Genomic DNA, 25,366 nt, shown 5'->3' with positions numbered 1-25,366 from the left:
GCAGGTGTATAATATTCGTATGGGTAAATATGTACTTAGGTGTAAGAGATTTTTAGTAAAAAATAAACAATTAGTATTCTTTTTTAGCATCCCGGCGCTTATAGCTATTACTATGTTTGCGGTGCTATATGTGCCTAGCATGTTCTCTAATCCGCAATACGGGTTCATATATCAAAGCTGTTTATATGGTAGGTGCTATTCGAACAACAGTTATATAGTTGATTCAAGTGGAACTGTTCAGGTAGTTGACCCACTTGACACATACAAACCGAATTACGATTATCTGAGTGACAATTCACAACTTTATCTTTACGATCCACTAGACAGTAGCTCTAAACAAATCAGCTTGGAAGAGGCGCAAACCTACAGCTTAGATACATCTGTTACTTCTCCAGACGGCTATAAGCTAGAAAATTCTAGCAACACCAGTGGGCCATTTGTATACTCCTATAACGAAGGTCATGGGATCTACAAGAAGGGTTTATTAAGTAAAAAAATCGATGTAGATAATTTTTACAAAGAACAATTTTTAGGATGGGTCATCAATGAGTAACAAGCAATTACTAGACCAAATACAAACAAGTCTGAAAGCCGGCGAGATAACCGCCGACGAACTTAAAGCGTTACTCAAGAAAACCGACAAGCAAACTCAAGTTGAGCTACAGCCTGGTAAACACATTCATTTTAGTGCAACAAGCGTACTTTATTACATTGGCGGTCTGATAATGTTTGGAGCGCAGGTGGCTTTGTTGGTGCAATCCTGGGATACCTTAGGTAGTTTTGGCCGAATCGTTATGACCTTAGTGATAGGTTTAATGGTCTGGGCGTTCTCGGTGCTATTAAACAAAAACCAGACCTATGGCCCCCGCTACAAAGAAGTTGCCGATGCAGTAATGCTTACAGGTAGCCTGGGTGTTAGTACGGGTGTGTTTGTAACGATCAACGAAATAGCCCAAAAAGTTGGCAATACGGTAGGCCCTTGGCATATTGTTTATGGCTTATGTGTGATTGCGATTGCGCATTGGTTGCTCGATGCTATTGTGCGTAAAGATCTATCAATTTTGTTTGCAATGTTGGCAACAGCAGCAAGCATAACTGCCTTTCTGTTTGCAGTTCTACAAGATGTGGTTAGCGATACGCCAGAATATGGTGCTCTGTCGTTTGTGGCAGGTGCCCTAGTATTTGCAGGTTTGGCTACGGCTGTCGCCAAAGATAACTTACGAGCACATTTAAAGTATCCGGTCTGGTCGGTTTCGGCCTTTGTGGTTTTTGCGGCCATTTTTGGCCTAGCCAGTGGTGGAAACCTAAAGGTACTCTGGCAGTTGCTGTATCCCTTCATGCTCTATGGAGCGTTCGCCATCAGTGCTGCTAAGCGCTTAAGAACATTTTTGTTCACAGGTGGTTTTTACCTGTTTGCCTACATTATGCTGATTGCGATTCAGTATTTTGGCGACAATGGCGCCGGCCTAGCAGCCGCTCTGGCAATTGGTGGTATCGGGGTGATAGCTTCGGGTATATTTCTGGCCAACTTTAACGATCGACACTTTAAGCAAGCCAAATAATCTTTGATTTAGCTAGTGCACATGCTTAGAAATAAGGTATAATATTTGATGTAAATTTTTGGAGGAAAGAAATGCCAATAATAGTAGTTGTATTGATTGTAGTTGTTGTGCTTGGACTGGCTCTAGGTACGATGTATAACGGGCTTGTACGGGCTCGCAACCGTGTCGACGAAGCTTGGAGCGATATCACCGTTCAGCTAAAGCGTCGATACGATCTAATCCCTAACCTAATCGAAACAGTCAAGGGTTATGCAAAGCACGAAAAAGAAACTCTCGATGCTGTCGTTAGCGCCCGCAACCAAGCCATGGGGGCTCATGGTACTGCCGATCAAGCCAAAGCCGAGAATATGCTCGAAGGCACACTAAAGAACTTGTTTGCATTGTCCGAAAGCTACCCAGACCTAAAAGCCAACCAGAACTTTATTCAATTACAAAACGAACTTGTCGACACAGAAGACAAAATTCAAGCATCTCGCCGCCTCTACAACGGCTCTGCTCGTGGATACAACGATAAGACCCAGTCGTTCCCAACCAATATTTTGGCGGGCATGTTTGGCTTTAAGGGCAACCGCGAATACTTCGAAGTCGAAGACCGCGCAGCAGTTGAAGCACCTGTAGAAGTCAAGTTTTAGTAAGGAGTTAGTTAGCCTTGGAATCTCAGATTGCCGCGAATAATCGCAAGACTTGGGTATTATTTGGAGTGTTCTTCGCGGTCGTAGGTGCGATCGCCTACGCCGCCGGGGTTTACTTTGGTAGCTATTCGGTAACTGTTATGGCTATGGTCTTTGCGGTTGGCTATGCTCTTTGGAGTTACTATGCCAGTGCCAAGCTAGCCTTAATGCTTAGTGGTGCCCGAGAGGTAGATAAACAGGCTGCCCCCGAACTTTACCGAGTGGTCGAAAATCTGACGATTACACGCGGCATGCCTATGCCCAAGGTGTACCTTATCGACGACCCCGCCCCGAATGCATTTGCTAGCGGTCGCGATCCAGAGCATGCTGTAGTTGCGGCTACCACTGGCTTGGTGCAAATGATGGACAAAACCGAGCTAGAAGGTGTGATGGCTCACGAGCTAGGCCATGTCGCGAATCGAGACATCCGTGTGAGTATGATTGCTTTTGCACTGGTGGCAGTAATTGGAATACTTAGCGACTTTATGTTGCGATCGATGCGCTGGGGTGGCGCTGGCCGGCGTGATAACGACGATAATCGAGGTGGTAATGCGCTGGTAATCGTTGGAGTTTTGGCGGCCGCTATTTTGGCGCCAATCGTGGCCAAGCTAATCCAGCTGGCAATTTCGCGTCGGCGCGAATATCAGGCCGACACAACTGGTGCTCAAACAACGCGTTATCCGGAAGGCTTAGCACGAGCTCTCGAAAAAATTCAGAGTTATGGATCTAGCCTAAGGATTCAAAACACATCAACAGCCCACTTGTTTTTTGCTAACCCCTTAAAATCTGGAACTTTTACAAAACTTTTTAGCACGCACCCACCGATCGAAGATCGAATTGCAAAACTGCGTGAATTAGAAAATAAAGGGTATTAATTTGTGGTAAAGACATCTAAACCACGTCGTAGTCGGTCGGGCGAGAGACTAAAAAAAACCGACAAGTATCGATCGTTTCGGTTACAAAAAAAGATTCGACCGAGTAACAAACGCTTGCCAAGTTGGTTTAGTCTAACAAAACGGACTTTTAGTCATCTCAAACAGAACAAAATCATTTACCTAAAAGTTAGTCTGATTTATGCGGTGCTCTACCTGCTGCTGGTTCGAGGCATCGGCAGAATCACAGATTTGGATCAGTGGTTTAACCGGATCGATCTGAGTACGTTTGGCAAAAATCTAAACATATTTTCAGAGATAATTAGCGGGGCGACTCCAAGATCTGGAGCAGCTGGTGTATTCCAAGTGGTGATATTCACACTTTTTAGTCTTGCGTTACTCTGGGTAATACGTAGTTTACGTTCGGGTAGTAAAAAACTTAAGGCACTCGACGCCTACTATGCTGGTACCGAGCCATTTGTTCCGTACATTTTAGTTTTTCTGTTTTGTATTTTAATGTTACTGCCGATGGGACTGGGCAGCTTAGTTATCGAGACAGCTCGTCGCAACAACCTAATTATTAGCAACTGGGAGCAGGCAGGCTTTTTGGTATTTGGTTTGTTCATGGCGGCTATTAGTCTATTTCTATTGGTTGGCGGTTTATTCGGTTTGATTGTTGCAAGTCTTGGAAAGGTTCGTCCGGCCGAAGCAATTGCTATCGGCTGGCGGACAGTTCGGCACAGGCGGCCGTTAATCGTCTGGCGGATTTCTGCCATGCTTGTGGTCTGCATGTTTATTGTCACCGTAAGCGTATTGCCAGTAGTGTTCATCTATTCTGCCGCCGCAGAGTACGTTTTTTATCTGACAATCATTTTCTTACTCCTGTTTGTGCACCTATATATTTATGAGCTATATCGTGAGGTTATTGAGTGAGCCAGAGTAGGTACCGCGAACTAGTCGAGCTACTCAACCGCTATCAGTATGAGTATCATGCCCTCGATAATCCAAGTGTCGACGACGCTGTTTACGATGGTTTGATGCAAGAGTTAAAACAGATCGAATCCGAGCACCCAGATTGGGTAATACCAGAATCGGTTACTCAGCGAGTTGGCACGCAAGCAAGCGAGGGCTTTGAAAAATTCACGCATCTCCAAAGAATGATTAGTCTGCTCGACTGTTTCAGCGACGCCGAGGCTGTAGCTTGGTACGAGCGGATAGCCAAGCTTGATGAGCGTGTGGCAACAGCCAACTTTTGGGTAGATAGCAAGAAAGATGGTTTGGCCTGCGCCCTACACTACCAAGATGGCTTGCTTCAGACTGCGGTGACTCGAGGTGATGGTAATGTCGGCGAAATAGTAACCGCCAATGTCAAAACCATTCGAACCGTACCCGTTCGACTGCCGGCTGGACACCGATTTGCTCGCGGCCACACCGAAGTGCGCGGTGAGATAATTATGACCAAGGTCGACTTTGAGCAGCTAAATGCTAATAGGGCAGCAGCCGGTGAGTCTGAGTTTAAAAATCCGCGCAACTTGAGCGCCGGCACGATTCGCCAACTCGATCCGCGTTTAGTTGCCGACCGACCGTTGCGTTTCCATGGTTACGACATGTTAAGGGATGATCCAAGCGAAGTGCCCAGCAATCAGTTTGCATATCAAACAATGCACGAGCTTGGTTTTTTTGTCGACAGAGTAGCCCACCTCGAGCCAGAGCTAAGTGCGGTGCTTGAATATGCTAGCCAGTTCGACACCCTACGTCATAATTTGCCATACAATACCGATGGGTTAGTAGTAAAAATAAACGATCGACAGCTTTACGATAGTCTCGGTACAGTCGGCAAAAATCCGCGGGCTGCGATTGCATACAAATACCCAGCCGAACAAGCAACCACAGTGGTCAAAGATATTGTGATCAGCATTGGTCGAACTGGCGCGGCTACACCAGTAGCAGTCTTTGAGCCAGTAAATGTTGCTGGTACAACCGTCCAGCACGCTAGCTTACACAACGCCGACGAAATTGCCCGCAAAGATGTGCGGATTGGTGACACAGTAGTTATTTTTAAGGCTGGCGATATAATTCCACAGGTCGAGAGTGTCATCTTTGAGCTGCGGCCCAAAACTGCAAAACGCTACGATTTCGAGGATGAACTCGACAAGCAGTTTCCAGACATGCAGTTTGTGCGACCGGAGGGTGAGGCAGTTTACCGCGTAGTAGGCGGAGGAGCACTAGTGCTTAAACGAGCCCTACAACACTTTGCAGCCCGCGGAGCCCTAGACATTGAGGGTCTGGGCGAAAAGAATGTCGAAGCCCTAGTGGATGCTGGCTTAGTCGAAGATCTAGCCGATATCTACACGATTAGCAAACAGCATTTGCTCGAGCTCGAGCGGTTTGCCGAGCTGTCGGCCAGTAACTTAGTCGCGGCAATTGCCGCCAGCAAACAACCTCAACTAGAAAGATTTATCTTTGGCCTTGGGATTCGCCATGTGGGCGCTCAGACCGCCATCGATCTGGCTAATCATTTCGGTAGTATCGAGGCACTCTCGCACGCCTCGATACCCGAACTAGAGGCCATCGATGGCATCGGTTCGGTGGTGGCCGACTCGATTGTGGCATGGTTTGCCGATATCGATAATCGTAATTTAGTCGAGAAGTTTAAGAAACTTGGGCTCAAGCCTGTTTTCGAAGATAAGTCGACGGGCAAACTAGCCGGTAAAAGTTTTGTAATTACTGGTAGCCTCGAGACTATGAGCAGAGATGCGGCCGCCGAGCAAATTCGGGCGCTAGGAGGCACCTTTCAGACAAGCGTCGCCAAGGGTACAACTTATTTAGTTATGGGAGCCAAAGCTGGAGCGAGCAAGGCCGACAAAGCCCGACAACTTGGCACCGAAGTTATCGACGAGCAACAACTCCTTAAGCTAATTGATAAATAGTCAGTTTGATGCTATTATACTATTGTTCATCGTCGAGCTTTAGGAGGAAAGATGAACTGGTTCAACAAGCTGCCCAAGAGCTTGGCGATTGCAATTGCTTTCGTTGTGCCGACCGTGGTCTATGTATTGGCGCTTGGCCTGTTCGCCCAGTTGTGGTCGGACACGCTCAGCATGTGGTGGTGGCGCTGGCCAATGTACAAAGGTTCGGTCGTCGGACTTTGGTTGGCAGTCGCTACTGTTGGTCTGGTTATGACCAAAGTGCTCTACTACAAGCACGACAACTCGGCAGAGGTCTTACTTACGCAAATTGGCCTGGCGTTGTCAGTAGTCTTGGCACTGGGTATATCGCTGATAGCCGATGAGGAACTCGATGTTGTCAACCGGAGCGCAAGGCTCAAGACAACACTCGAGCAGGCCTACGGCTTGCCGGTGGCTAGTGCCCGGGCTTACGACGGCTCGACTGCGAACGCGGTTGTCGAAGTAGCCCCTGGCTGCTACGTGAAAGTCGAGGTACGTGGGAATACTCCCGCAGAAATCTCCTTGGTCTTCACGGAGACCACAGGCATCGTTCATGCCTACCGGCCGGCCGATGCAGGTCAGATGACCAAGCTGTGTGACGATTAGGTAGATTAGCCGCAAGCCGATCTACCACATCCCCCGGGGAAACCCGGGGGATTAACATTTTATTGCTTAAGCTTGCGTTTGTAGCGAACGAACGGTTTAATATAGTTATGAATAATAAAGCCATGCGGAGGTGTAGTTTGGTCGAGTCGGGGGTGGCTCCGTTAGCAGTCGTAATTCGAAACGCCGTCGAATATATAACGGGTGACGTAGTAGATGTAGTTGTGCCAAGTATAGAGGCTAACGATGTAACTCTGGACACCGAGACACTTGCCGATCCAGACTTGTCCAAAGAATGTTTTTTGCGGGGGCCACGGCAGGCTAGAGTAGTGTCGTTTGCCGGTTGCATCGGCTGTAAGTACAATCCAGACAAATGCCAAGATCAGTAACAAACACCGACGAGACTACGGTAGTCCCTCGGGTTGAGGGAACAACGTTTATTGGGGCGCCAAAGGGCTTTATTGGGCATCACCCAACATTTACAGTCCATAATGGGAGTCTCGAAACTCACCACATACTCAGGCCTATCAAATATTGTGATGGAGTTTATGTATTTGAGTGCCCATACGAGCAGATTCCACCTGCAGACAAACAACGCATGTTGTTCAAGCGTGAGTACAATCATGCGGCCAACGAAATTAAGTTAGCTACTGGCAGCTCGGGCGGCAAAGTGTTTATTAATATTATTAGAATATTGGAAGTAGTATCAAGCACACCGGTATCTGAGGAGTTATTTCCATACGGGCTTCGAGCTATCTTGTCGCACGAAAATCTAGATAGAGTCGTCGGTATTGAAATCGAAATGGTCGAGAAACTTTTGCGTGGAGAGTTTGATGATATCAAAGGCATAAATAAATTATTTACTAGCTATGGTAGACAAATTACCGAAGCCGTAATGCATGGTCCGAATCGATCAGAATATCTTTTCGAGCCGGTAGATGCTATGAATCACTTATCGGTGATGCATCTTGGCTATGCGGCCCTCGAGCTACTGCCACCTGAAGTGCTAGAAGGGTTAATTGGTGGCGAGCTCGAGGAGGACGTGCGTATCGGAGACGTCCTGGTAGCCTTGGGCTTAAATGTGCCCGATTTTGTGGCCAAGCCAATCGTCCAAGCTTAGCCCTTATACTTGATGTTGTTTAATTAATAGCTAAAATTACTTTCAATAAAGGAGATGTATGACAACCACATATAACACAGAGAATGGCGAGCCGGATTACTTAGTCGAGGTTGCTCTTGCATCCAAAGATTTACGCTGCCAAGCCATAGCTGCTCGCCTTGTAGATCAATTACTCAATTCAGTTTCTGGAGATGGAGTCGAGCGCACGGCTCTAAAAGCCGAGAACCTAAGTTTGGCTGAGCGTACCGAACTTGCCCAAAGGCTTTTTGAAGTCTACCTTGGCTATCCCGAAGCCTTTGAGTGCGGGTTTAAAAAGGATGTAGCTTTAACACCGGACGCAATCTTCCATGCATTGCCAATGATCCTACGTGAAGGTGGATTGCCGCTAGTGCAAGTTGACTGGGGTTATAAAAGGGTCGATGCCGAGACGCTAGACCAACAAGCCGAAATGCGTGAACAAGTTGCCAAGGCTTTGTGTATGCATCCGCCTAGTGCAGACTTTGTTCGAGAACATCAACTGGTACCTGCTCAGAATATCCAACTAGCTATTGATAAAGTAATCGGACTACTTAATTCGGCTAACGAAGGAACTGTTGAAGGCCAAGCGAGTCGACGACGATTTGACGGTCTGATAGACCACATCATTGATCGAGATTACGATGATGGCTACAGCAAGCTTCAAGCAACTATCGGCCAACTTGAACAAATTGTACATAGAGTTAAAGACAAAGACTTTAAATTAAAGGTTCAAATCGGTGTCAACAACTTCGACACAAGCTTGAGGGATTTAATAGCACTCTGCCGTGAGGGTGCGGAATTAGTCGAAATTGAGCATTTACAAGTTGCCGCCAAAAAGCAAGCAGCTTTCGGAGCTGTGCTTTCTGGTGAGGCAGCAAACTATATAAGCCCGAGAGACTGATCGCCCAAATGATCCGGTTGACTCAGCCAGATAATCTGCGACAATATAAGCATAAGCTCAGGCGCTTAAGGCCCAGTTGAAAACAAACAGCCTAAAACCAATATCATCCGGGCCGGGTGGGCGCGCCTGATCTTTAATTGGCAAAAGTCCTACCGCGGTTATTAGACATGCCTACCAATAACGGACAATCCAAGCCATCAAAGCGAAAACTACCTGAAAACGAGGTGGCTGTCAAGGTGCAGTCTCCACCCAGCGACCCTTTGAGCCAAAGTGTTGGCATGGTGGCACATCCTCAACCACCTAACACTGGGCTAACCAACCCTTACGCAGGACGGGTAAATCCCTACTCGAATTCCGAGCTGGTTCGTCAGCGGACCCGATTGGGCAATCAACTGTTCTATACGCTTGTTACTTTTGTCTTGCTTGGCTTGGCATTGGTTGGCTATATCTATTTGCCAAAAATATATAATCATTTTTTTAACGATCCGAATCTTGCTTTCGATCGTAGCCTAGAGAACTCGCTAAGTGTAGAGAGTGAATTTTATAGTTTAGAAAGTTCGGGTAGTCTGGGTATTTTGAGTGCCCAGCAAGATCGGGATGGTTCGGATTTTTACAACCCAAAATCTTCTGGCAAGCTACAGCTCGACCTGTTGCTCGATAAGTTTAATATCGATGCCAATATAGAATATGTGGCCACAAGCCAAGAGACTGTGGCTGCTAACCTCACAAAATACGAGATTTTTGCAGATGGTAAGCCGCTAGATAATGCCAAAACAAGCCTAGTGGCCAACAAATGGGTCGAGCTACCTAGTGTGGGCACCAGCGACGAAGATAGCTTTACGCTGATATTTTTGGGTAGCTGGAGTGAGCTAAACACAGTTTTTCGCCCGATTCCAGCTGGGATGCTCAATCAATCAGACTTAGACAAGGCCAAGCAGCTGCTGGCCGAGCATAACCCATACCAGCGCGATTGTTATCGGACAGATAAGTACATTAAATGTAGTGTTAGTCTCGACCGCGATGCCCTCAGTGCTTTTTACAGCGAACTAACGGGTGCAAAGATTTCTGAAATAGAATATTTTGCCAGCCTATGGCCTAAGTCGATGACTGTCTATATTAACCCGGCGAATGATCAGATATCAGAGATACGTTATCGTACAGATAGTGCCGATATCAAAATAGTTGCTGGCTATAACCAAGAACATGCCAAGATTGTCGAGCCAGTTGGAGCTCTAAAACTCGACGAATTTAGGCAATTTGCCAAAAAGTTCGAAGCCTCACTCTAGCTACTAGCTAATAGACTGCATGAAATTTCGTGCAGCAGTTATTAACCATTCATCACAGCCATTGGCCTCGTAATATTCCTTTGGTGTCTGCTTGAGTTCGATGCAAAAATCTCGCCACCATAGCCTGTATTGGTTAGAACGAACCATCGTATTAAATATCGAAGTTATATCATTAGGTATATAGTCGAGTTGCGTAGGTTCGAGGAATTTGGTAAACGATCTAGTTTGGCTCGTTTCTGACATTCGAATATCTACGAACGACCATGGAGATAGATAGATACCAATATCAGTTTGTTCGTCAGGAAGTTTGACGTATAGCCAGTTTAAATTGCCGGTACTACGTCTTATTTCAGTTAAACCAGAGTCAACCATTGCTAAAGCCGCTCCATCTATATCGTCAAACGCAAATAATAGAATTAGTAAGGTTGATTCTGGATTTGGACGTCTTAGCTCGATAGAACCAACTGGTATATCACCATCAAAGTCAGCATATGTATATACTCCTGGGTACAGTTGCTCGATTGAGTTCATAGAAGTCTCTTTTAGGTATGAGCGCAACTGCTCAAAAAGTACTCCATCCGGCATAGCAACAGAAACTCCAGAAAGCCTAGCGAACATATGATTGCCCACAACTCCGATCGCTCTTTTTATGGTATGTTCTGCCTCGGCAGCCTCGATGAATAATAGTCGGTCGAGATAACTTAAGTGATCGGTGCTTGACATGATATGCCAAATATACAAATAATAGATATTTTGCTCAAGCATAAGCGATACGAAAAAGATGAAGCAGGCTAGTGGAAATTCAATTTAAATTTAATTTAAATTAAATTTAAGGCCTACAATTCATCAAATAAATTGGGCTTAATATTATTAAAAACCCGCTAGATAAGCGGGTTTTTAATTTGGTGGAGCTAGTGGGACTCAAACCCACGACCTCTTGTATGCCATACAAGCGCTCTAATCAACTGAGCTATAGCCCCGCGTAGTAGTCAATCATGACTACCAAGAGCTTAAGTTTTGCAAACAAGTGGCAAAACTTCAAGTCTTGATAGTCTATTGCTACACCTCTCAAACCAAAGCAGGTTTTGATTTGGACGCAAGCAAGCTTACGATTTGCGGAGCTGATTTTAACAAATAACAACTGTTTACGCTACGCTAATCTTTTTTAGTGAAGTGGGGCTTTTACCCAGAATTCATGGTTTGCATGAAGTCTAAGGAAAAGAGTCATAGATAGAAAGTCGAGCATTTGTAGGGCAAGGTGACCAGGTGGCCGAACCGGAAGCGAGTGCCTCCGGTTCGGCCAAGTGGGTCAGTCCCAGACGACCTCGATGTCGTCTCCTTCATCGTCATCTTCCTCGTCGGAGAAAGCGAAGAGGTCGTCGGCGATTTCGTCGGAAAGATCGATGTCGCCCTGGCCGGCGAAGACGACGAAGAGCGGCGAGATCGGCCTGATAGTGCCGCTAGTGATCAGCTCGTCCATCTTGGCCTCGATCTGGGCATTGACAGCCTCGATCTCGGCCTTGACGCTGGCGACCAGCTGGTTGCCGCGCTCGTTGTTCTCGACCAGCGCTATCTTCAGACTGCGCCGCCGCTCCTCGAACTGGGTGTTGACGACGTCGAGCTGGTCGGTCGTGTAGCCGGCATAGTGCATACCGGCAAGCTTCTCATCGGCGCTGAGCCGGTACTGTTCTCCCCTCAGTCTGAAGATCTCGGCGGTGACCGCCATGGCGGCCTCGCTGGCCAAGATCTCACACTCCTCGGCGTTGAGCTCGTCGAGCCGGATCTGCAGCCTGACGAGCTCGCCAATTACTTCGGTGTCGGTGCTCATGTCGTGTCCTTTCGTTGGAGTTTTCTGGTGAGCTAGCTGGTCTGGGTAAGCAGAACAGCTAGCTCACCAGAAATCGACCCATGCAGGCACAACTCTATCTATGACTTGTTAATGTAGGTACACAAGAGGTACCAACTTATACTATAGCATAAAATACTATAATATACAATGTAAAGCCAAGTTGAACAGACTGTTATACTACAGACATGAGAATTGCGACTCACGACGGGCCCTTCCACGCCGATGAAGTCTTTGCAACGGTAGTTTTGCGCAAGCTTTTTCCAGGCGCAGACTTAGTGCGTAGTCGTAATTTAGTGGTGCTTGCCGACTGCCAGATTGTCTACGACGTCGGCGGGGTATACGATCCGAGCAAAGGTCGGTTTGACCACCACATGGCGGAGTTTAACGTGTATCACGAAAATGGTATCAAACTATCGAGCTTGGGGTTAATCTGGCAAGTTTATGGTGCAGATTACTGTAGTGGCGACCAAGAGCTTGCCGAACTAATTAACCAAAAATTTGTGATGGCAATCGATGCCAATGATAATGGCCAGGAACTGTTTGCGTTGACAGATTTTGGTGTTCGACCTAATGATATCGACCTATACATTAAAATGTTTTACCCAGCGTTCGACCAGCCTCAAGATTACAACCTAGCCTTTAGCCGCGTGCTAGATTTTGCCACAGGGGTTTTAGAGCGGGTGGTTGCTAAGTACTCTGCCGAGATGCGAGCATTAACTCAACTAAAAGACGCCTACAGTCAAACTTCTGATAAGCGTTTGCTTGTACTAAGCAACCCGCTGCCTTTTGGTGATTTTGCCAGAGATCAACCCGAACTTCTTTATGTAATCGCGCCAAATTCGATAGGAGATTCATACAATATACGGGCAATCACCGATGACGAACGTGGTTTTAACCCGAGGCAGCCTTTCCCAGCCAGTTGGGCAGGCTTGAACGATACCGAGCTCGAAAAGGCATGTGGGGTGGTTGGGGCAAAATTTTGCCATAACGGACGTTGGCTGGCAGGGGCGTATAACTTAGAAGCAGCTCAACATATGGCCGAGCTTAGCCTAAATCAGTAATAAATCTGGAGTCTTTATTTATTGCACGTTATGCTAAAATATACTCAATGATAAAAAATCGATACGGATTAATGGCGACTGCCATGGTGGTGGCTGGGCTGGGTGTAGCAATCTTTGCGGTAATGGTCTGGTACAAAGCCATTTATTTAGACGAACAACGTACTTTCTGGGGTGGAATTGATAATGCTTTGAGCGTTGGAACTGTCACTAAAAGCGGCAGCACAAACAATGCCAATCAGAATATAAGTCAGGCACAAACTTTGAGCTTCCGGGGTGATGTGGGGGTTCAGAATTTGATAACCGTAGCAAGTCCAGATGAAACTGAAAAGATTAGGGTCGAAACTCAGGGCTATGCCGATGCCGATTATTTTAGATATCTAGAACTCAAGCTAGCCGATCAGGCACAATCCGACAAAGCTGTCGATGCGCTTAATGTATGGGGTGTCAGTGACAGCGCAGCCGGCTCGAACCCTCAACTATTAGTTGAATCACTAGTTTCATCTTATGTTATTTATGGTAATTTTGGTGGTCAAACCAAAGATAACCTTAAGCAAATTCTGCGCGATGGTGTATACAACGTAGATTTTGCGACGGCTATCCGAACCAAGAGCGAGTCTGGGCGACCAGTTTATGTTTATCGGGTATCTGTAGATATGCAAAAGTTCAGCAAATTGTTCGCAGAATATATGAGGTCGCTTGGCAACGCGACTCTGGCCGGTGTGGTCGAGGCGCAATCCGACAGTTTGTCTGGAGTCACTAAAAATGTAGATCTGTCGATAGACGCTCGTTCGCGCAACATTATCTCGATTGTCGACCTTCAATCTGGCAATAACGGAGATATCTACACAGCACAGGGTGCATTCTCCAACTTTAGCCGGCCAACTGATGCTATTGATTTCAGTGAGTTACGAGCACGACTAGATAACTAGTTTAAGCTTTTTACATCTGTTAAAATACAATCATGAAAAGTATGCTGATAGCGCTCAAGAAACGCTTGTATCTGTTTGGGGCTAGCTACTTTATGTTCTGGTCGAAGCTTTCACTCAGGCGTTGGAATCCGCGCGTGATAGTGGTTACTGGTTCGGTGGGCAAGACCACCCTACTCCATATCTTAGAAGCGCAATTCGGAAGCAGAGCCCGACTTTCGCATCACGCCAATAGTGCCTACGGCTTGGCTTTTGATGTTGTCGGACTAAGGGGTATCACTGGTAGTCGCTTAAAGTGGCTATATTTGACATTGGCTGTGCCTCTCAAATCCTTGTATTTTCGTCATCATCAAGAATTTTACGTTGCCGAGGTAGATGCCGATCGTCCGCACGAAGCCGAGAAGATCGGAAAATGGCTAAAGCCAGAAGTAGTATTGTGGGTAAGTAGCGAGCACTCGCATGCCATCAACTACCCTATTAGGCCAGGTGTAGATGTAAGGCAGCAAATTGCCGAAGAATATGCAAAGCTGGCACATTTAGCTAGCAAACTTATAATCTACGACCAAGACAACAGTTTTATGCAGGGGTTGCTAAGTGATTCGAACGTAACCTTAAGTGGCGTAAAAAAGACAGATGTTCAAAACTATAAGGTTACATCGAGGAATAGCTCGTTTAAGATTGCCGGCCAGATCTACGAGTTTGCCCAGCCAATGCCAGAGTCTACAGCTTTGCAACTGTTGATGGCGCTTAAACTACTAAGTTATCTAAACATTCAACCAGTCCAAGATTTAAAAAACCTCACGATGCCCCCCGGAAGATCGAATTATTTCGACGGGGTAAATGGGCTACAAATTATCGACAGCAGCTATAACGCGCATAATGCTAGCGTTCAAACAATGGTAGATATGCTTAGCAAAATTAATCACAAACCAAAGTGGCTGGTGCTCGGAGATGTAATCGATCAGGGTGTTTTTGAAGCTGAAGAACACATGCAACTAGCCGAATACCTAAGCCACCAGAAACTAGACAAAATAATCTTGATCGGCCGACGAACCCACAACTATGTACTGCCAGTTTTAAAAAAATCAGGCATCGCTAGTGAATCTTTTAGATGGCCAAAAGAAGCCTTAGAGTATTTAAAGAAAAATTTGACCGGAAAAGAAGTAGTTTTGTTTAAAGGCAGTCAGTTTCTAGAAGGAATCATTAAGCACTTACTGGCAAATCCTGCCGACGAACAATATCTGTGTCGGCGTGAACCGGCCGCGCAGAAACAACGACAACACTATGGGGTTGGCTAGATGAAACTATTTATTATCCATGGCTGGGCTTACTCAACTGCAAAATGGCAGACAGCTCTAGACTTGCTTGCAAAATCGGGTGTCGAGCCTGTGATGTTAAATGTACCAGGCTTAACTTCGCCAAGCGATCAGGTTTGGAATATCGATAGCTACGTAGAGTGGCTGAATGAGCAACTAAAACACACAAAAAATCCAGTCGTGCTCGGGCACTCAAACGGCGGGCGAATTGCACTAAACTACTGTCTAAAATATCCTACAAAGATAAAACATCTATTACTGCTCGACAGCGCTGGCATAGCCAATACGTCTAAACTAGTAAGCTTCAAACTGAATATTCTCAAAACCTTAGCTAAACTACTCAAGCCAACAAAATTCATACCTGGTTTCAATAAGCTCATCCATCGCTTAATTGGAGCTAGTGACTACCAACAGGCACCTGCCAATATGAAACAGACACTCCGAAACATGATCGAGTCCGATAAAAACTTAGAACTTTCGAAAATCACTACTCCAGTATCTTTGATTTGGGGGCATCAAGATGGTCAGACTCCACTCAACGATGCCTATAAACTTAGCCGATTGCTACCAGGTGCTAAATCCGTCGAGGTGATCGATGATGCTAGGCACGCACCTTACGATACACATCCACAAGAGTTGGTTGAACGTCTTATAAAAATTATCGATACGGAGAAACTAAGATGATCTTCGACTCGTTGGGATCAAACTATACTTTTAAATCGGCAATCAGGTTTTTGTTGGCGACCGGGAACAAACAAGATTCTCGGCAGCTAAAAGACTACCTCAACCAAAAATATCGGGGACAATCGGAGCTCTATTACCGCGGTCGAGGAGCTTTAACCGAAGCCCTAAGGCGCAGTGGTGCCAGATCGGTGGCGGTTAATGGCTACACTTGTTATGCGGTCGAGCAGGCAGCCCGAGCTGCCGGTGTAGCGGTGGTTTACGTTGATATTGCCGAGAACAAATATCATTTTTCGATAAGCGAGTTGCAGGCTGCTTTCAAAAAACAGGCATTCGAGGCGGTGATAGTTCAGAATACCTATGGACAATCGATAGATATTGCACAGGTCGAAAAATTCTGCCAAGAACGTAAACTGGCATTAATCGAAGACCTAGCACACAGTGTGGGCGGGTATTACCCAGATGGTCGGGAAGTTGGCACAGTTGGCGATTTTACGATGTTATCTTTTGGGCGCGACAAACACATCGACGTTGTTAATGGTGGGGCTTTAGTCGACAGAAAACACGCTCAGAGTCAGCCACGAAAATTAGCTAAAGCTCCACTTTTGACTCGAAAACGAGACCGTCTGTATCCGATAATCAGCTGGAAACTAAGACGAATACTGTTCCCAGTAGGTTTAGGTGGGGTTTTTCAGAAACTTTTTCAAGGACTGGGTTTAGTAGTAAGAGCGAGTGATGGGGCAGTTTGTGATGACCGCTCACTGCCAGACTACCGAGCCAAAATAGTTTTAGCCAAATTCCGTGTGCTAGAAACAGACAGGCAGCGCCGACTTCAACTATGCGTATCGGTAGGCAGACAAGTTGAATCCGGCGACAATCCAATAAGATTGCCGATAACTGTCGAGCCTAAAAAGCGCGATCAACTGCTTTCAAAGCTCAAGCGCAAAGGCATGTACCTATTTGATATTTGGTATAGTACGCCAGTTTATCCACAGCGGTATATGTCGAGCTCTAGTTACCAGCCTGGCAGTTGCCCACGAGCCGAAGCAGTTGCCGCAAGTATAATCAACTTGCCTTTGCATATTAATGTTACCGAGCAGAAGCTCATGGAAATTAGTAATGAGCTCAAATAAATTCGATTTAAGCCTATACCCAGAAGCCAATTTCTTGGTTTCGCCTGCCTACCTGCGGTCACAGGCGGGTCTAAATCGAGTCATTGAATATATCGATCACGATTTAATTATAACTGGAGTCATCCGCGAAGCTCGTCGGGGAAGGTATTTAGAGGTTGCTGGCAATCCTTTAACCAATTGGCAAAATCCGGAGCTTGCCCAGAGGACAGTAAATAAGCTAGCTGAAATTTGCCGCCAGAACAAATGTGTGTTTGCCAGAGTTCGGCCACAGCTAGAAGCAAATCAGAACAACCTAGAGGTTTTTAAGAATTTGGGATTTGTGCCTGCACCAATGCACTTGCTTGCAGAAGATACGATTCTCATTGATCTTCGGCAAACGGAAGAAGAATTAATGGCTGGTATGCGCAAAGGCACACGTTACGAAGTTCGGCAATCTCAAAAACTAGGGATTAAGATTAATCAATTAGATATAAGTCAACAAAACATCGAAAAATTCGCTAACTTACTTGTCGAGACTGCCGATAGACAACATTACGTTGTTGGCTCAATTGAACAAATAAAATTAGAGATAGCCGAGATGGGTGTCGAGGGTATGATCGATTTGCTGGAAGCCGTCGATTCAAGTAATCAGCTTCTCAATATGGCAGTGATTGTTCGATATAACCAAGAGGCCGATTACTTGTATGGGGCAAGTAGTTTGGTGGGTAGAAAGCTACCCGGAGCCTATGGTTTACAGTGGGAGGCAATGCGCATAGCCAGACGGGCTGGCAGCACTCGTTACAATATGTGGGGTGTAGCGCCCGAAGGAGCGCCAGCCAATCACCGATTTGCAGGAGTTACGACGTTTAAAAAAGGGTTCGGTGGTGACTATTACCATTTCTTGCCGGCTCAAGATTTGGTGGTTAACAAACCAAAGTATCAATTAAATAAAGTCGTTGAAACTATCAGACGTAAAAGGCGGCATCTATGATTGACTTAAAAGATATTACCGATGAGTCAATATGGCAAGAATTTGTCCAGGGATTCGAAGAGGTAAATTTCTTACATTCCTGGCAATGGGGTGAGTTTCATAAAGCTCGCTACAAAAAAGTAATTCGGCGCGGCATATACGACGACGAAGTGTTAGTTGGCGTATACACTGGCCAGGTAGAAGACGCCCGACGCGGTAGGTACTTAGCTATTGCTGGTGGACCGTTGTTAAAAAACTGGGCTGATGCCAAACGAGTCTTTAAAGACATTTATCAGCAGGCCGATCAGCTGGGTTGTGTGTTTGCTAGAGTTCGGCCACAGTTGCGCTTGAGTCCAGAAAATCTAAAAATATTTAGTGATAACGGCCTTAGACCTGCCCCGATGCCGCTAAGTGTTGAGCATGCTGGAATAATCGACCTAGCTAAATCAGATGATCAAATATTAGCCGATATGAGTCAAAGTTTACGCCGCAAGATTCGTAAAGCTCAACGATCAGATATCAAGATAGAGGTAAGCGATAATCTCGAGATACTCCAGGACTTTATTCAGATTCATAATCAACACGCTAAGCGTCAAGGCTACGTAGCTTTTAGTCCGGAATTTATCACCAAGCAGTTCGAAGCCTTTAAAAACACTGGCAATATTCTAATCTACACGGCTCGCCATGATGATCAAATCTTAGCTCAAAACTATGTAATTTTTTACGGCCCCGAGGCCTCCTACCATTATGGCGTCAGTACTTTTGAGGGCATGAAATTGTCGAGTGCGCCACTACTGCACCTCGAAGCCATGGCCGAGGCTCGTCGACGTGGCTGCAAACGCTACAACTTTTGGGGTATTGTCGACGAAGACCAAACCAGCCACAGATATTACGGGGTTAGTCAGTTTAAGCGCAGTTTTGGCGTAGAAGAATTGAAATATATCCCAGCCCACGATTTAGTAGTCCGCCGAGCGGCCTATGCAAAGAATTGGCTTATCGAAACTGCTCGTCGTAAGATCCGTAAGCTTTAATAAGGCTTAAGCTTGCTTCTTGCCAGAATTTCAGCATACTTTAGCGAGCATGACTACAGATATAGAATGTGAGGCTAACAGCACTCCGGAATGGGCTGGAGATCTAGTTAGGAGTATCCCAAGAAAACAACTCGAGCTAGCTCGCTATGTTGTGGGTCTGATTAATGGAGAAAGAAACAAAACACAAGTAGTCCGAGAAGTATTAATAGGCTGTGTGGCCCTTAGCGATATCGGAGAAGTTGAAGGTCCGAGATTTGAAAATGCTAACTCGGCACAGGTGTCTGTTGCAAGGACTATGGATCGACTAAATGAGTTTTTTGAACTTAGGTACGGCCAACCAATAATCATCAAACCAGATTTCCATGGTCCGTACTCGGCCAATCCAAAACTTGGCCAGCAGTTCGTCGATCTGAGGGATGTCATGCTGCCAACAGTCCAGGGTGCAGACCCAACCGAATTCATGACAGAGGCAGTTGCCGAGACTTACGACCCAGGATATCAGGCCGACTACACACATATTCCTGTCGAAGTACGCGTAAAGCGAACAAGACCTAACCGGAGAAAGCTTGATCAAGCCAGAAAAATATTTATGTCTGAACAAAGCAGTGACCTTGGTGTAGCAGATATGTCGCCAGCCACAACTAACCATAACGAAGAACTAGCTTTAGATAGAGACACTCAAGAAGAATTCTTAGTTCGTTTTTGGCAGTCGTTGGAAGAATCCGCTCTGGTTATGGGGCTGTTAGATGGCAAGCGAACTTTTGTGGAAATTACAGAAGAGTTAGAGAAACTTGATATGATTGGAGTCAGAGATCCACGCTATGTTGTTTCGAGCCGTGCTAGGGCTATCAATAAGTTATATCAGGCGCGTACTGGCAAGCAGCTAATAATTTCGTCCACACAAGTGTGCCCAAGGGTAATAAATCCCGAGCTTGCTGCCGAGTTTGAGCTGCTTAAAACAACACTACTAGCCCGGTTGAGCGAACAGGCCACAGGTAGAGCCGACCATATTATGCAGATATTTGCACTGGCCGAACCAAAAAGACCACCTACATACACGGCCAGTCCTAAAAATCCTACTCCTAAATCACTGAAACCCAAGGGTGGCTCGTCAACTAATAACAAGAAGCAAAGCACCGGTAGGGGTAATGGAAGAGATAGTAAAAATGGCCAAGATGATGATCTTGTAGGGCGTTATCTGAAAGAGATTGGAAGACACGCATTATTAACACACGATCAAGAAGTTATGCTTGGCAACACGGTAAGGGTGGGCATACAGGCTTCTAATGAACTTAGCACATCGAATACACTAAGCCCATCCAGAACTAGGCAGCTAGAAAGAGCTATCAAAGACGGCGAAGCCGCTAAAGTAGCTTTTGTAAAGGCCAATTTAAGACTGGTAGTTTCGATTGCCAAGCGGTACCAATCATCAGGCCTGCCTCTGTTGGACCTCATTCAAGAAGGTAACCTCGGTTTAATGCACGCGGTAGATAAATTCGACGAACAAAAAGGCTTTAAGTTTAGTACGTACGCGACCTGGTGGATAAGACAGGCAATAACCAGAGGTATTGCTAACACCGGCAATTTGGTGAGACTACCGGTGCATGCTGGCGATAACCTAAATAGGGTTCGCAAAGCTAGCCTCGGACTCGAAGCCGAGCTCGCCAGAAAACCTACACATGCAGAAATTGCTGCGAAAACTGGTATGCCACTAGATAAAGTTATCGAAGCAATACGATTTGGAACTACTCCAATCTCGCTAGATGCGCCGTTAAAAGAAGGCGAAGATACGGTTATTGGCGATATGGTGGCGGATCGAAATGCTGTTGATCCAGAGGTAATCGCCGAAGTAGCTGTAGTAGCAGATGAACTAGAGAATATTTTGTCTCGATTAGATAAAAGAGAGCAGGATATCCTTCGAAAAAGGTTTGGGATTGGCACAGATAAGCCACAAGCCCTCGAAGAAATCGCCGAGGACTACGGAGTGACTCGAGAGCGCATTCGTCAAATTCAAGAACGAGCCTTGGGTAGATTAAGGCATCCTTCACTTGGAGCAAGTCGGCTCAAAGAATTCTTGAGCTAGTCACGAGCTAAGCAAAACTCAAGATTGTTTGCCTATAATCTCGGTAGCGGCGGCGATAAACTTGGCGGCCCGCTCGGGGCTAAATCGCGAAGTTTGGGGCTGGTCACGACGCTTAAAAACACGCAGTTTAGTTTCGGCATCTGCCGACAGGTTATCAAAGCGTTGAGCAAGCCACCTCAGACCAGTTAAGTCTCTTGGGTTTGGACCCAAGCCGCCAGCTATACTAATTCGAATATCTGTTTTGGTTTGGATAGCCTCTATCAGCTTGGCGTATTTTGTGCGGTCGAAGGAAGTGCCGGTGCCACCAGATGTGTCAAGTAAAACATAATTGACTGGGAGCAATTTAAGCTTCTCGGTAAAAACATCTGGCGGGGCTTGGCAGGCTTGCTGGTTGGCCTGCAGAATGATATTTCTAGCTAAGCCCATTTGGCGAATCATTTTAAGGGTGTCGGTGAAGTCGGCGCTAAGCCAGTCGAGGTTATTTAGCTGGATGATGCTAGTTGGTGGAATTTGCCTTACAACAGTTTTCGAGTACATCCCAGCGTAACCATGACTCCTCTCACCGATGGTATGTTCGCTACAAGCCCGCATAATGGCTCGAACAAAACCAAGTGTGTTACGTGGAGTAGGATCTCTTTGGTTGATATGTAAAGCCAGTTGACCACGCCCAGCATTGCGAGTGGCCTCGGCTACATCTGCGATAGCATCTGGACCGCTCGGATACCAAAAGCTACCGCGTTTAGTTTCGGCACCAATGAAGCTAGAAGCCGACACCTGGACACCGTATAGTACCGATCGAGGACCCAGATTATGAAGACCTGCAGTTTTCTCAATTTCATTGCCACTAGCCATGCCACAGACCGATACATATTGTTCGGGACCTAGATGACTACCCATTTTGAACTCCGTCGAAACCGTAGCCAACCCGGGCGCTGAGCAGGTCGGCGGCGTGCACTAACACCGCCATCGGCTTCATAGTGCGCTGGTGCGGGGTGTAGTCGGCATCGCGTAAACCTTCGGCGTATTGCAAGGCATTTTGTTGATTTGGGTCGAGCTGGAACTGCCAGTTGGCAAATAACTGTTCACGAAAGCGTTTGCGGCCGGGCTTGGTGGAAAGCCAGCACTCAGCCTTAAACGTGCCATCCACAAAATTGTAATGATAGCCGAACGGTTTTTCGATGTCGTGTAGTGCACCAATTAGTAGGGCATCGCCGAGCTCAAAACGCTCATCTTCGGCAATCGTAGCAAGCCAACCAGACTGCTCGCAGAATGCGTAAAGCAGGGCGATTGTTCGATTGACCTGAATTACATGTTCGATGTATCCACCAGGCCAAGCTTGATGAATTGCTCGAGAACCCGGTGCCAGGCAAATTTGTTGCCAGTGTGTTTGGTAGAGTAATCGAAGATCGTAACCATTATCTCCTGGTATTTCACGGAATAAGGCCGCCTCGAAGAACTGATCGATTAGTCGGGTTCGGACGCGTTCACCTGGATATTGTTCGTTAATCATTGGCGTCTCCCATTAATCTATCCAGAGCACCTTGATGTTCGATTATCTCCTGGGTAGTGGTGACTGTGTTAGTTTGAGCTTGCTCGAGCGCGAATCGCGATAACATATGGCAGCCTGTCATTGGGAAACTGTCGAAAGTGCTGCCGAGATTCTGAAAGATCGGCTCGAAGCCAGTTAGGCCTTGTCGGCGCCAACCAAATGGATATAGCTGACCAAGCTGACCGCGAGCAATGCTTGCGGCACCAACGATGGCAGAGCGGACATGCCAGTAGGTGGGCGTATAGCCCGGCTCGGTTTGATCTTGGCCGTCTTTCATCTCGACGAATATTAACAAACCACTAAGTTTTGAGATTTGCCAGCGCCAAAAATATTGGGACTTTATAAAATATTGCTCCAGCCAAAAGTTATCTGGACTATTGCCGGCAATTACCATCATCTCTGGATAATCTCCATAGAATCCTTCGTGCGGTAAAAAGCTGCACATTAGGGCTGTTTGGCCAGCTTTCGAGAATGGCCGAACTCCCCACTTTGCCTCAATATCTGTTCGATGGTAGATTGTTTCGATATTTTTACCTAAGTCTTGTATTTGTTCTGGCAGTAGTTCTGTGCTTGTAGCCATTGCTAACCTCCTTATGATCAGCAATTTAACTAAACTTCAATGCTTGTGCTAGACAGGACTTTTGGACTCAAATTAACTTGAGCTTCGTATTTTGCTTCTTGGCGTCAGGTCTTCAGGTGCGGATAAGATAGTGGTTTTCTCTGGTAGAAGCGATACATTGGTATCGGTGATAGCAGAAAAACTGCTAGATTGTCTGCAACTAAAGTTCTGAGCGGGAATCAAAGTGCGGAACTCATGTTAAACTTGAGTATGTGAAACAGATAGATATTAGCCATCATATACAGCGGCGAATCTTTAACCGTCTAGTTGGTGCCGAGAGCATGCGCTACAGCGAGCTCAAGCCGAAAGAGCTCGAGGCCAACGCCTTTATGTATCATCTCAACGAGCTAATTAAAGCCGGTTTAGTCGAAAAGCAAGACAAGCAGTACCAGCTAACCGAGACCGGCAAGGCTTTAGCGACCCGCTTTAGTATCCGCGAGTCAGGCATTCGGCTTATGCCGACAACCTTGAGCGTAATTTATCTACACAGCCAAGACGAGCAAACTTTATTGTATCGTCGTAAACGCCAGCCGTATATCGATGCACTGGGTTTTCCGAGTGGCAAAATCCATTTAGGCGAAACTCTAGAAGAAGCCGCCTACCGCGAGCTCGAAGAGAAATGTGGTTACCAACCCAAAGAAGTCAAACTAACTCTAAAGGGTGAATTCAGCTTGGTTAGCAGGCGAGATAAATTTATCGAGAACCACGTGATCGGTCATTTATGGGAGGGTATGGTTATCGACAAGAAGACACACACCAACCATGCTGGTGAGACGTACTGGGCAGATTGGCAAGCAGAAGATTACAGCCAGTTTATACCTGGGTTTAAGGAATTAATCGAGGCTAGCAAACAAAGCAATCAGTTCGTACTCGATCTCAAGTTTGATTAACTTGCTTTCTGGGTTGCTGCCAAAAAACCTTCGATTTTTTGCCTGGCAAGTTCGGCTCGAGCCTCGAGGCCGACAGCTGGTAGATCGGCCATATTGCCGGCAAAGCAGTTGGCGTATACGGAGTGGGTTGCCAGGGCAATTCGAGCGGCAAATTCCCTGGACTCACGACGGACAGGAGTATTGGCGTAAGTTGGCAGTTGTTCGAGGAACAATGCAAAGCTGTAACGAGCCGCTGCCGCTAGACGGCTAACATGCCGGGTAGCTAAATCGCCAGCGGCGTTGATAGCGATAAAGGCTAGGTTGTCGACAAGCGAACGGTCGCAAATTACCAACTCACTGCCGGCTGCCAGAGCCTCTAAGCGCAAAGATTCGTCGACTACTATTGGCAGGAACGACGGGTAGTCGGTGGTTGGCAGGATTGGCGTATAGTCGGGGTCGATCGCTTGTTTGTCAAGCTCACGTAGAATTACCGACTCGGCTGGTTCGGGCACAAAATGGGCCTCTGGGAATGCTTCCTTTAGTTGATTAAAAAGAGTAGTTTTGCCCGAGTGTGGTCCGCCGGTGAGAACTAACTTTGTTTGTGCCATAAGGCTTGCTCCTGTTTACAACAAGAGCTTATGGCCACCTAGTTACAAAAAACAGCCAATAGATTTTACTCAAAACATATTGAGTAAAATATCGAGCGATTGTGTTAGGATGTTTTAGATTAAGGAGACTTTAATGGCAGCAGAACTACCAGTCGAGATAGAAGGCAAGTGGCTTATAGAAAACGATTTGTGGCGACAGCAAAGAGTTTTGCGGGTCGTAAATATCTTTCAAGGCTATCTCAAACCAGATTCTAGCGGCATGGCAAGACGTATACGCTACAGCCACACAGCTGGCGATGAATCGATGCGTAGCTGCCAGTGGCTTCAGACCGCTAAAGGTGAGCGAGTTAATGGTCAAGCTACAGAAGTGGAAACCGATATTACCCGGATAGAGTTTGAGGAGCTTTGGCCACAGACTGAAGGCAGTAGGGTTAGTAAGTCTCGGTATTATCTAGACCTAGAGGCAGCGGGCAAAATCCGCGCAAAAGAAGTGATTGTCGATATCTTCCAAGGAGATCTACTTGGATTAGTCATGGCCGAGATCGAGGTTGCAAACCTAGAAGATTTGCAAATGCTTCGTGAACAACCACCAGTTTGGTGTGGCTTAGACGTTACCGATATTAAAGGGTACTCGAACGCTCAGCTTGCATGTAACGGTTTGCCGAGCAGTGCTTGATAATCAACTTACATCTGTTAGAATTGTCGTTATGC

Annotated in this window: 27 protein-coding genes and 1 tRNA gene; 21 read left to right on the top strand and 7 right to left on the bottom strand. The window is 46.3% G+C overall.

Annotated elements, in window-relative coordinates; all coding sequences use genetic code 11:
• Positions 1 to 19: 19 nt before the first annotated feature.
• The 11 genes from H6798_04290 to H6798_04240 all read left to right on the top strand — a co-directional run bounded on the left by H6798_04290 (position 20) and on the right by H6798_04240 (position 9,981).
• A complete protein-coding gene (locus H6798_04290; protein MCB9821726.1) occupies positions 20 to 553 on the top strand; it encodes a hypothetical protein in 534 nt (177 codons plus the stop codon).
• Positions 546 to 1,562, top strand: a complete 1,017-nt coding sequence (locus H6798_04285; GenBank protein MCB9821725.1) for a hypothetical protein — start codon at positions 546 to 548, stop codon at positions 1,560 to 1,562. Before H6798_04290 ends, H6798_04285 begins: the two co-directional genes overlap by 8 nt.
• 71 nt (positions 1,563 to 1,633) lie before the next feature.
• Positions 1,634 to 2,194, top strand: a complete 561-nt coding sequence (locus tag H6798_04280; protein ID MCB9821724.1) for a LemA family protein — start codon at positions 1,634 to 1,636, stop codon at positions 2,192 to 2,194.
• 17 nt (positions 2,195 to 2,211) lie between these two features.
• Positions 2,212 to 3,108, top strand: a complete 897-nt coding sequence (locus H6798_04275; protein MCB9821723.1) for a M48 family metalloprotease — start codon at positions 2,212 to 2,214, stop codon at positions 3,106 to 3,108.
• Between the two features lie 3 nt (positions 3,109 to 3,111).
• The gene (locus H6798_04270) at positions 3,112 to 4,038 is read left to right on the top strand and encodes a hypothetical protein (GenBank protein ID MCB9821722.1); all 927 of its coding nucleotides are present in this window, start codon (positions 3,112 to 3,114) and stop codon (positions 4,036 to 4,038) included.
• Positions 4,035 to 6,035 (top strand): NAD-dependent DNA ligase LigA, encoded by a 2,001-nt coding sequence (gene ligA / locus H6798_04265; protein ID MCB9821721.1) that lies wholly within the window; start codon positions 4,035 to 4,037, stop codon positions 6,033 to 6,035. The genes H6798_04270 and ligA overlap by 4 nt, the downstream gene beginning before the upstream one ends.
• A gap of 51 nt (positions 6,036 to 6,086) precedes the next feature.
• Positions 6,087 to 6,659 (top strand): hypothetical protein, encoded by a 573-nt coding sequence (locus H6798_04260; protein MCB9821720.1) that lies wholly within the window; start codon positions 6,087 to 6,089, stop codon positions 6,657 to 6,659.
• A gap of 107 nt (positions 6,660 to 6,766) precedes the next feature.
• Positions 6,767 to 7,045, top strand: coding sequence for a hypothetical protein (locus H6798_04255; protein MCB9821719.1), 279 nt, complete (start codon positions 6,767 to 6,769; stop codon positions 7,043 to 7,045).
• Positions 7,030 to 7,776 carry a hypothetical protein gene (locus tag H6798_04250; protein ID MCB9821718.1) on the top strand — a complete coding sequence of 249 codons (747 nt, stop codon included), beginning with the start codon at positions 7,030 to 7,032 and terminating at the stop codon, positions 7,774 to 7,776. The genes H6798_04255 and H6798_04250 overlap by 16 nt, the downstream gene beginning before the upstream one ends.
• 58 nt (positions 7,777 to 7,834) lie before the next feature.
• Positions 7,835 to 8,695, top strand: a complete 861-nt coding sequence (locus H6798_04245) for a hypothetical protein (GenBank protein ID MCB9821717.1) — start codon at positions 7,835 to 7,837, stop codon at positions 8,693 to 8,695.
• A gap of 167 nt (positions 8,696 to 8,862) precedes the next feature.
• Positions 8,863 to 9,981, top strand: coding sequence for a hypothetical protein (locus H6798_04240; protein ID MCB9821716.1), 1,119 nt, complete (start codon positions 8,863 to 8,865; stop codon positions 9,979 to 9,981).
• A 3-nt stretch (positions 9,982 to 9,984) separates the two neighbouring features.
• Here the strand turns inward: H6798_04240 and H6798_04235 are convergent, their stop codons facing one another.
• The 3 genes from H6798_04235 to H6798_04225 form a co-directional block, all read right to left on the bottom strand.
• Complete coding sequence (locus H6798_04235) at positions 9,985 to 10,704, bottom strand: hypothetical protein (GenBank protein MCB9821715.1); 720 nt, start codon at positions 10,702 to 10,704, stop codon at positions 9,985 to 9,987.
• A 180-nt stretch (positions 10,705 to 10,884) separates the two neighbouring features.
• Positions 10,885 to 10,961, bottom strand: a tRNA-Ala gene (locus H6798_04230).
• A 329-nt stretch (positions 10,962 to 11,290) separates the two neighbouring features.
• Positions 11,291 to 11,809: a hypothetical protein gene (locus tag H6798_04225; protein ID MCB9821714.1), complete on the bottom strand. Its 519-nt coding sequence runs from the start codon at positions 11,807 to 11,809 to the stop codon at positions 11,291 to 11,293.
• Positions 11,810 to 12,015: 206 nt separating this feature from the next.
• On the opposite strand from H6798_04225, the gene H6798_04220 reads away from it, so the two are divergent.
• From H6798_04220 to H6798_04185, 8 genes are all read left to right on the top strand, one after another.
• Positions 12,016 to 12,891, top strand: a complete 876-nt coding sequence (locus H6798_04220; protein ID MCB9821713.1) for an MYG1 family protein — start codon at positions 12,016 to 12,018, stop codon at positions 12,889 to 12,891.
• A gap of 47 nt (positions 12,892 to 12,938) precedes the next feature.
• Positions 12,939 to 13,820: a hypothetical protein gene (locus H6798_04215; protein MCB9821712.1), complete on the top strand. Its 882-nt coding sequence runs from the start codon at positions 12,939 to 12,941 to the stop codon at positions 13,818 to 13,820.
• A 32-nt stretch (positions 13,821 to 13,852) separates the two neighbouring features.
• Positions 13,853 to 15,115 (top strand): hypothetical protein, encoded by a 1,263-nt coding sequence (locus H6798_04210; GenBank protein ID MCB9821711.1) that lies wholly within the window; start codon positions 13,853 to 13,855, stop codon positions 15,113 to 15,115.
• Positions 15,116 to 15,817, top strand: coding sequence for an alpha/beta hydrolase (locus tag H6798_04205; GenBank protein MCB9821710.1), 702 nt, complete (start codon positions 15,116 to 15,118; stop codon positions 15,815 to 15,817).
• Positions 15,814 to 16,947, top strand: coding sequence for an aminotransferase class I/II-fold pyridoxal phosphate-dependent enzyme (locus tag H6798_04200; GenBank protein MCB9821709.1), 1,134 nt, complete (start codon positions 15,814 to 15,816; stop codon positions 16,945 to 16,947). Before H6798_04205 ends, H6798_04200 begins: the two co-directional genes overlap by 4 nt.
• Complete coding sequence (locus H6798_04195; GenBank protein ID MCB9821708.1) at positions 16,934 to 17,917, top strand: peptidoglycan bridge formation glycyltransferase FemA/FemB family protein; 984 nt, start codon at positions 16,934 to 16,936, stop codon at positions 17,915 to 17,917. Before H6798_04200 ends, H6798_04195 begins: the two co-directional genes overlap by 14 nt.
• Positions 17,914 to 18,927 (top strand): peptidoglycan bridge formation glycyltransferase FemA/FemB family protein, encoded by a 1,014-nt coding sequence (locus tag H6798_04190; GenBank protein ID MCB9821707.1) that lies wholly within the window; start codon positions 17,914 to 17,916, stop codon positions 18,925 to 18,927. Before H6798_04195 ends, H6798_04190 begins: the two co-directional genes overlap by 4 nt.
• A gap of 1,012 nt (positions 18,928 to 19,939) precedes the next feature.
• A complete protein-coding gene (locus H6798_04185; GenBank protein MCB9821706.1) occupies positions 19,940 to 21,010 on the top strand; it encodes a sigma-70 family RNA polymerase sigma factor in 1,071 nt (356 codons plus the stop codon).
• 18 nt (positions 21,011 to 21,028) lie between these two features.
• On the opposite strand, the gene H6798_04180 is transcribed toward H6798_04185, so the two are convergent.
• Genes H6798_04180 through H6798_04170 form a run of 3 tightly spaced genes read right to left on the bottom strand, consistent with a single transcriptional unit; the run spans position 21,029 to position 23,139 of the window.
• Positions 21,029 to 21,907 carry a hypothetical protein gene (locus tag H6798_04180; GenBank protein ID MCB9821705.1) on the bottom strand — a complete coding sequence of 293 codons (879 nt, stop codon included), beginning with the start codon at positions 21,905 to 21,907 and terminating at the stop codon, positions 21,029 to 21,031.
• Positions 21,900 to 22,520, bottom strand: a complete 621-nt coding sequence (locus H6798_04175; GenBank protein ID MCB9821704.1) for a hypothetical protein — start codon at positions 22,518 to 22,520, stop codon at positions 21,900 to 21,902. Before H6798_04175 ends, H6798_04180 begins: the two co-directional genes overlap by 8 nt.
• Positions 22,513 to 23,139, bottom strand: a complete 627-nt coding sequence (locus H6798_04170; protein ID MCB9821703.1) for a hypothetical protein — start codon at positions 23,137 to 23,139, stop codon at positions 22,513 to 22,515. The genes H6798_04175 and H6798_04170 overlap by 8 nt, the downstream gene beginning before the upstream one ends.
• Positions 23,140 to 23,390: 251 nt before the next feature.
• On the opposite strand from H6798_04170, the gene H6798_04165 reads away from it, so the two are divergent.
• Positions 23,391 to 24,068, top strand: coding sequence for an NUDIX domain-containing protein (locus H6798_04165; GenBank protein ID MCB9821702.1), 678 nt, complete (start codon positions 23,391 to 23,393; stop codon positions 24,066 to 24,068).
• On the opposite strand, the gene H6798_04160 is transcribed toward H6798_04165, so the two are convergent.
• The gene (locus H6798_04160) at positions 24,065 to 24,655 is read right to left on the bottom strand and encodes an ATP-binding protein (protein MCB9821701.1); all 591 of its coding nucleotides are present in this window, start codon (positions 24,653 to 24,655) and stop codon (positions 24,065 to 24,067) included. The two genes, H6798_04165 and H6798_04160, sit on opposite strands and share 4 nt — an antisense overlap.
• Before the next feature lie 133 nt (positions 24,656 to 24,788).
• On the opposite strand from H6798_04160, the gene H6798_04155 reads away from it, so the two are divergent.
• Positions 24,789 to 25,331: a hypothetical protein gene (locus H6798_04155; protein MCB9821700.1), complete on the top strand. Its 543-nt coding sequence runs from the start codon at positions 24,789 to 24,791 to the stop codon at positions 25,329 to 25,331.
• Positions 25,332 to 25,366 lie beyond the last annotated feature (35 nt).

This window comes from Candidatus Nomurabacteria bacterium, from assembly GCA_020631905.1.
Taxonomy (GTDB): domain Bacteria; phylum Patescibacteriota; class Saccharimonadia; order Saccharimonadales; family VXPC01; genus JACKGQ01.
The sequence above is the reverse complement of the archived record's forward strand: the minus strand, read 5'-3'. Positions and strand labels throughout refer to the sequence as shown.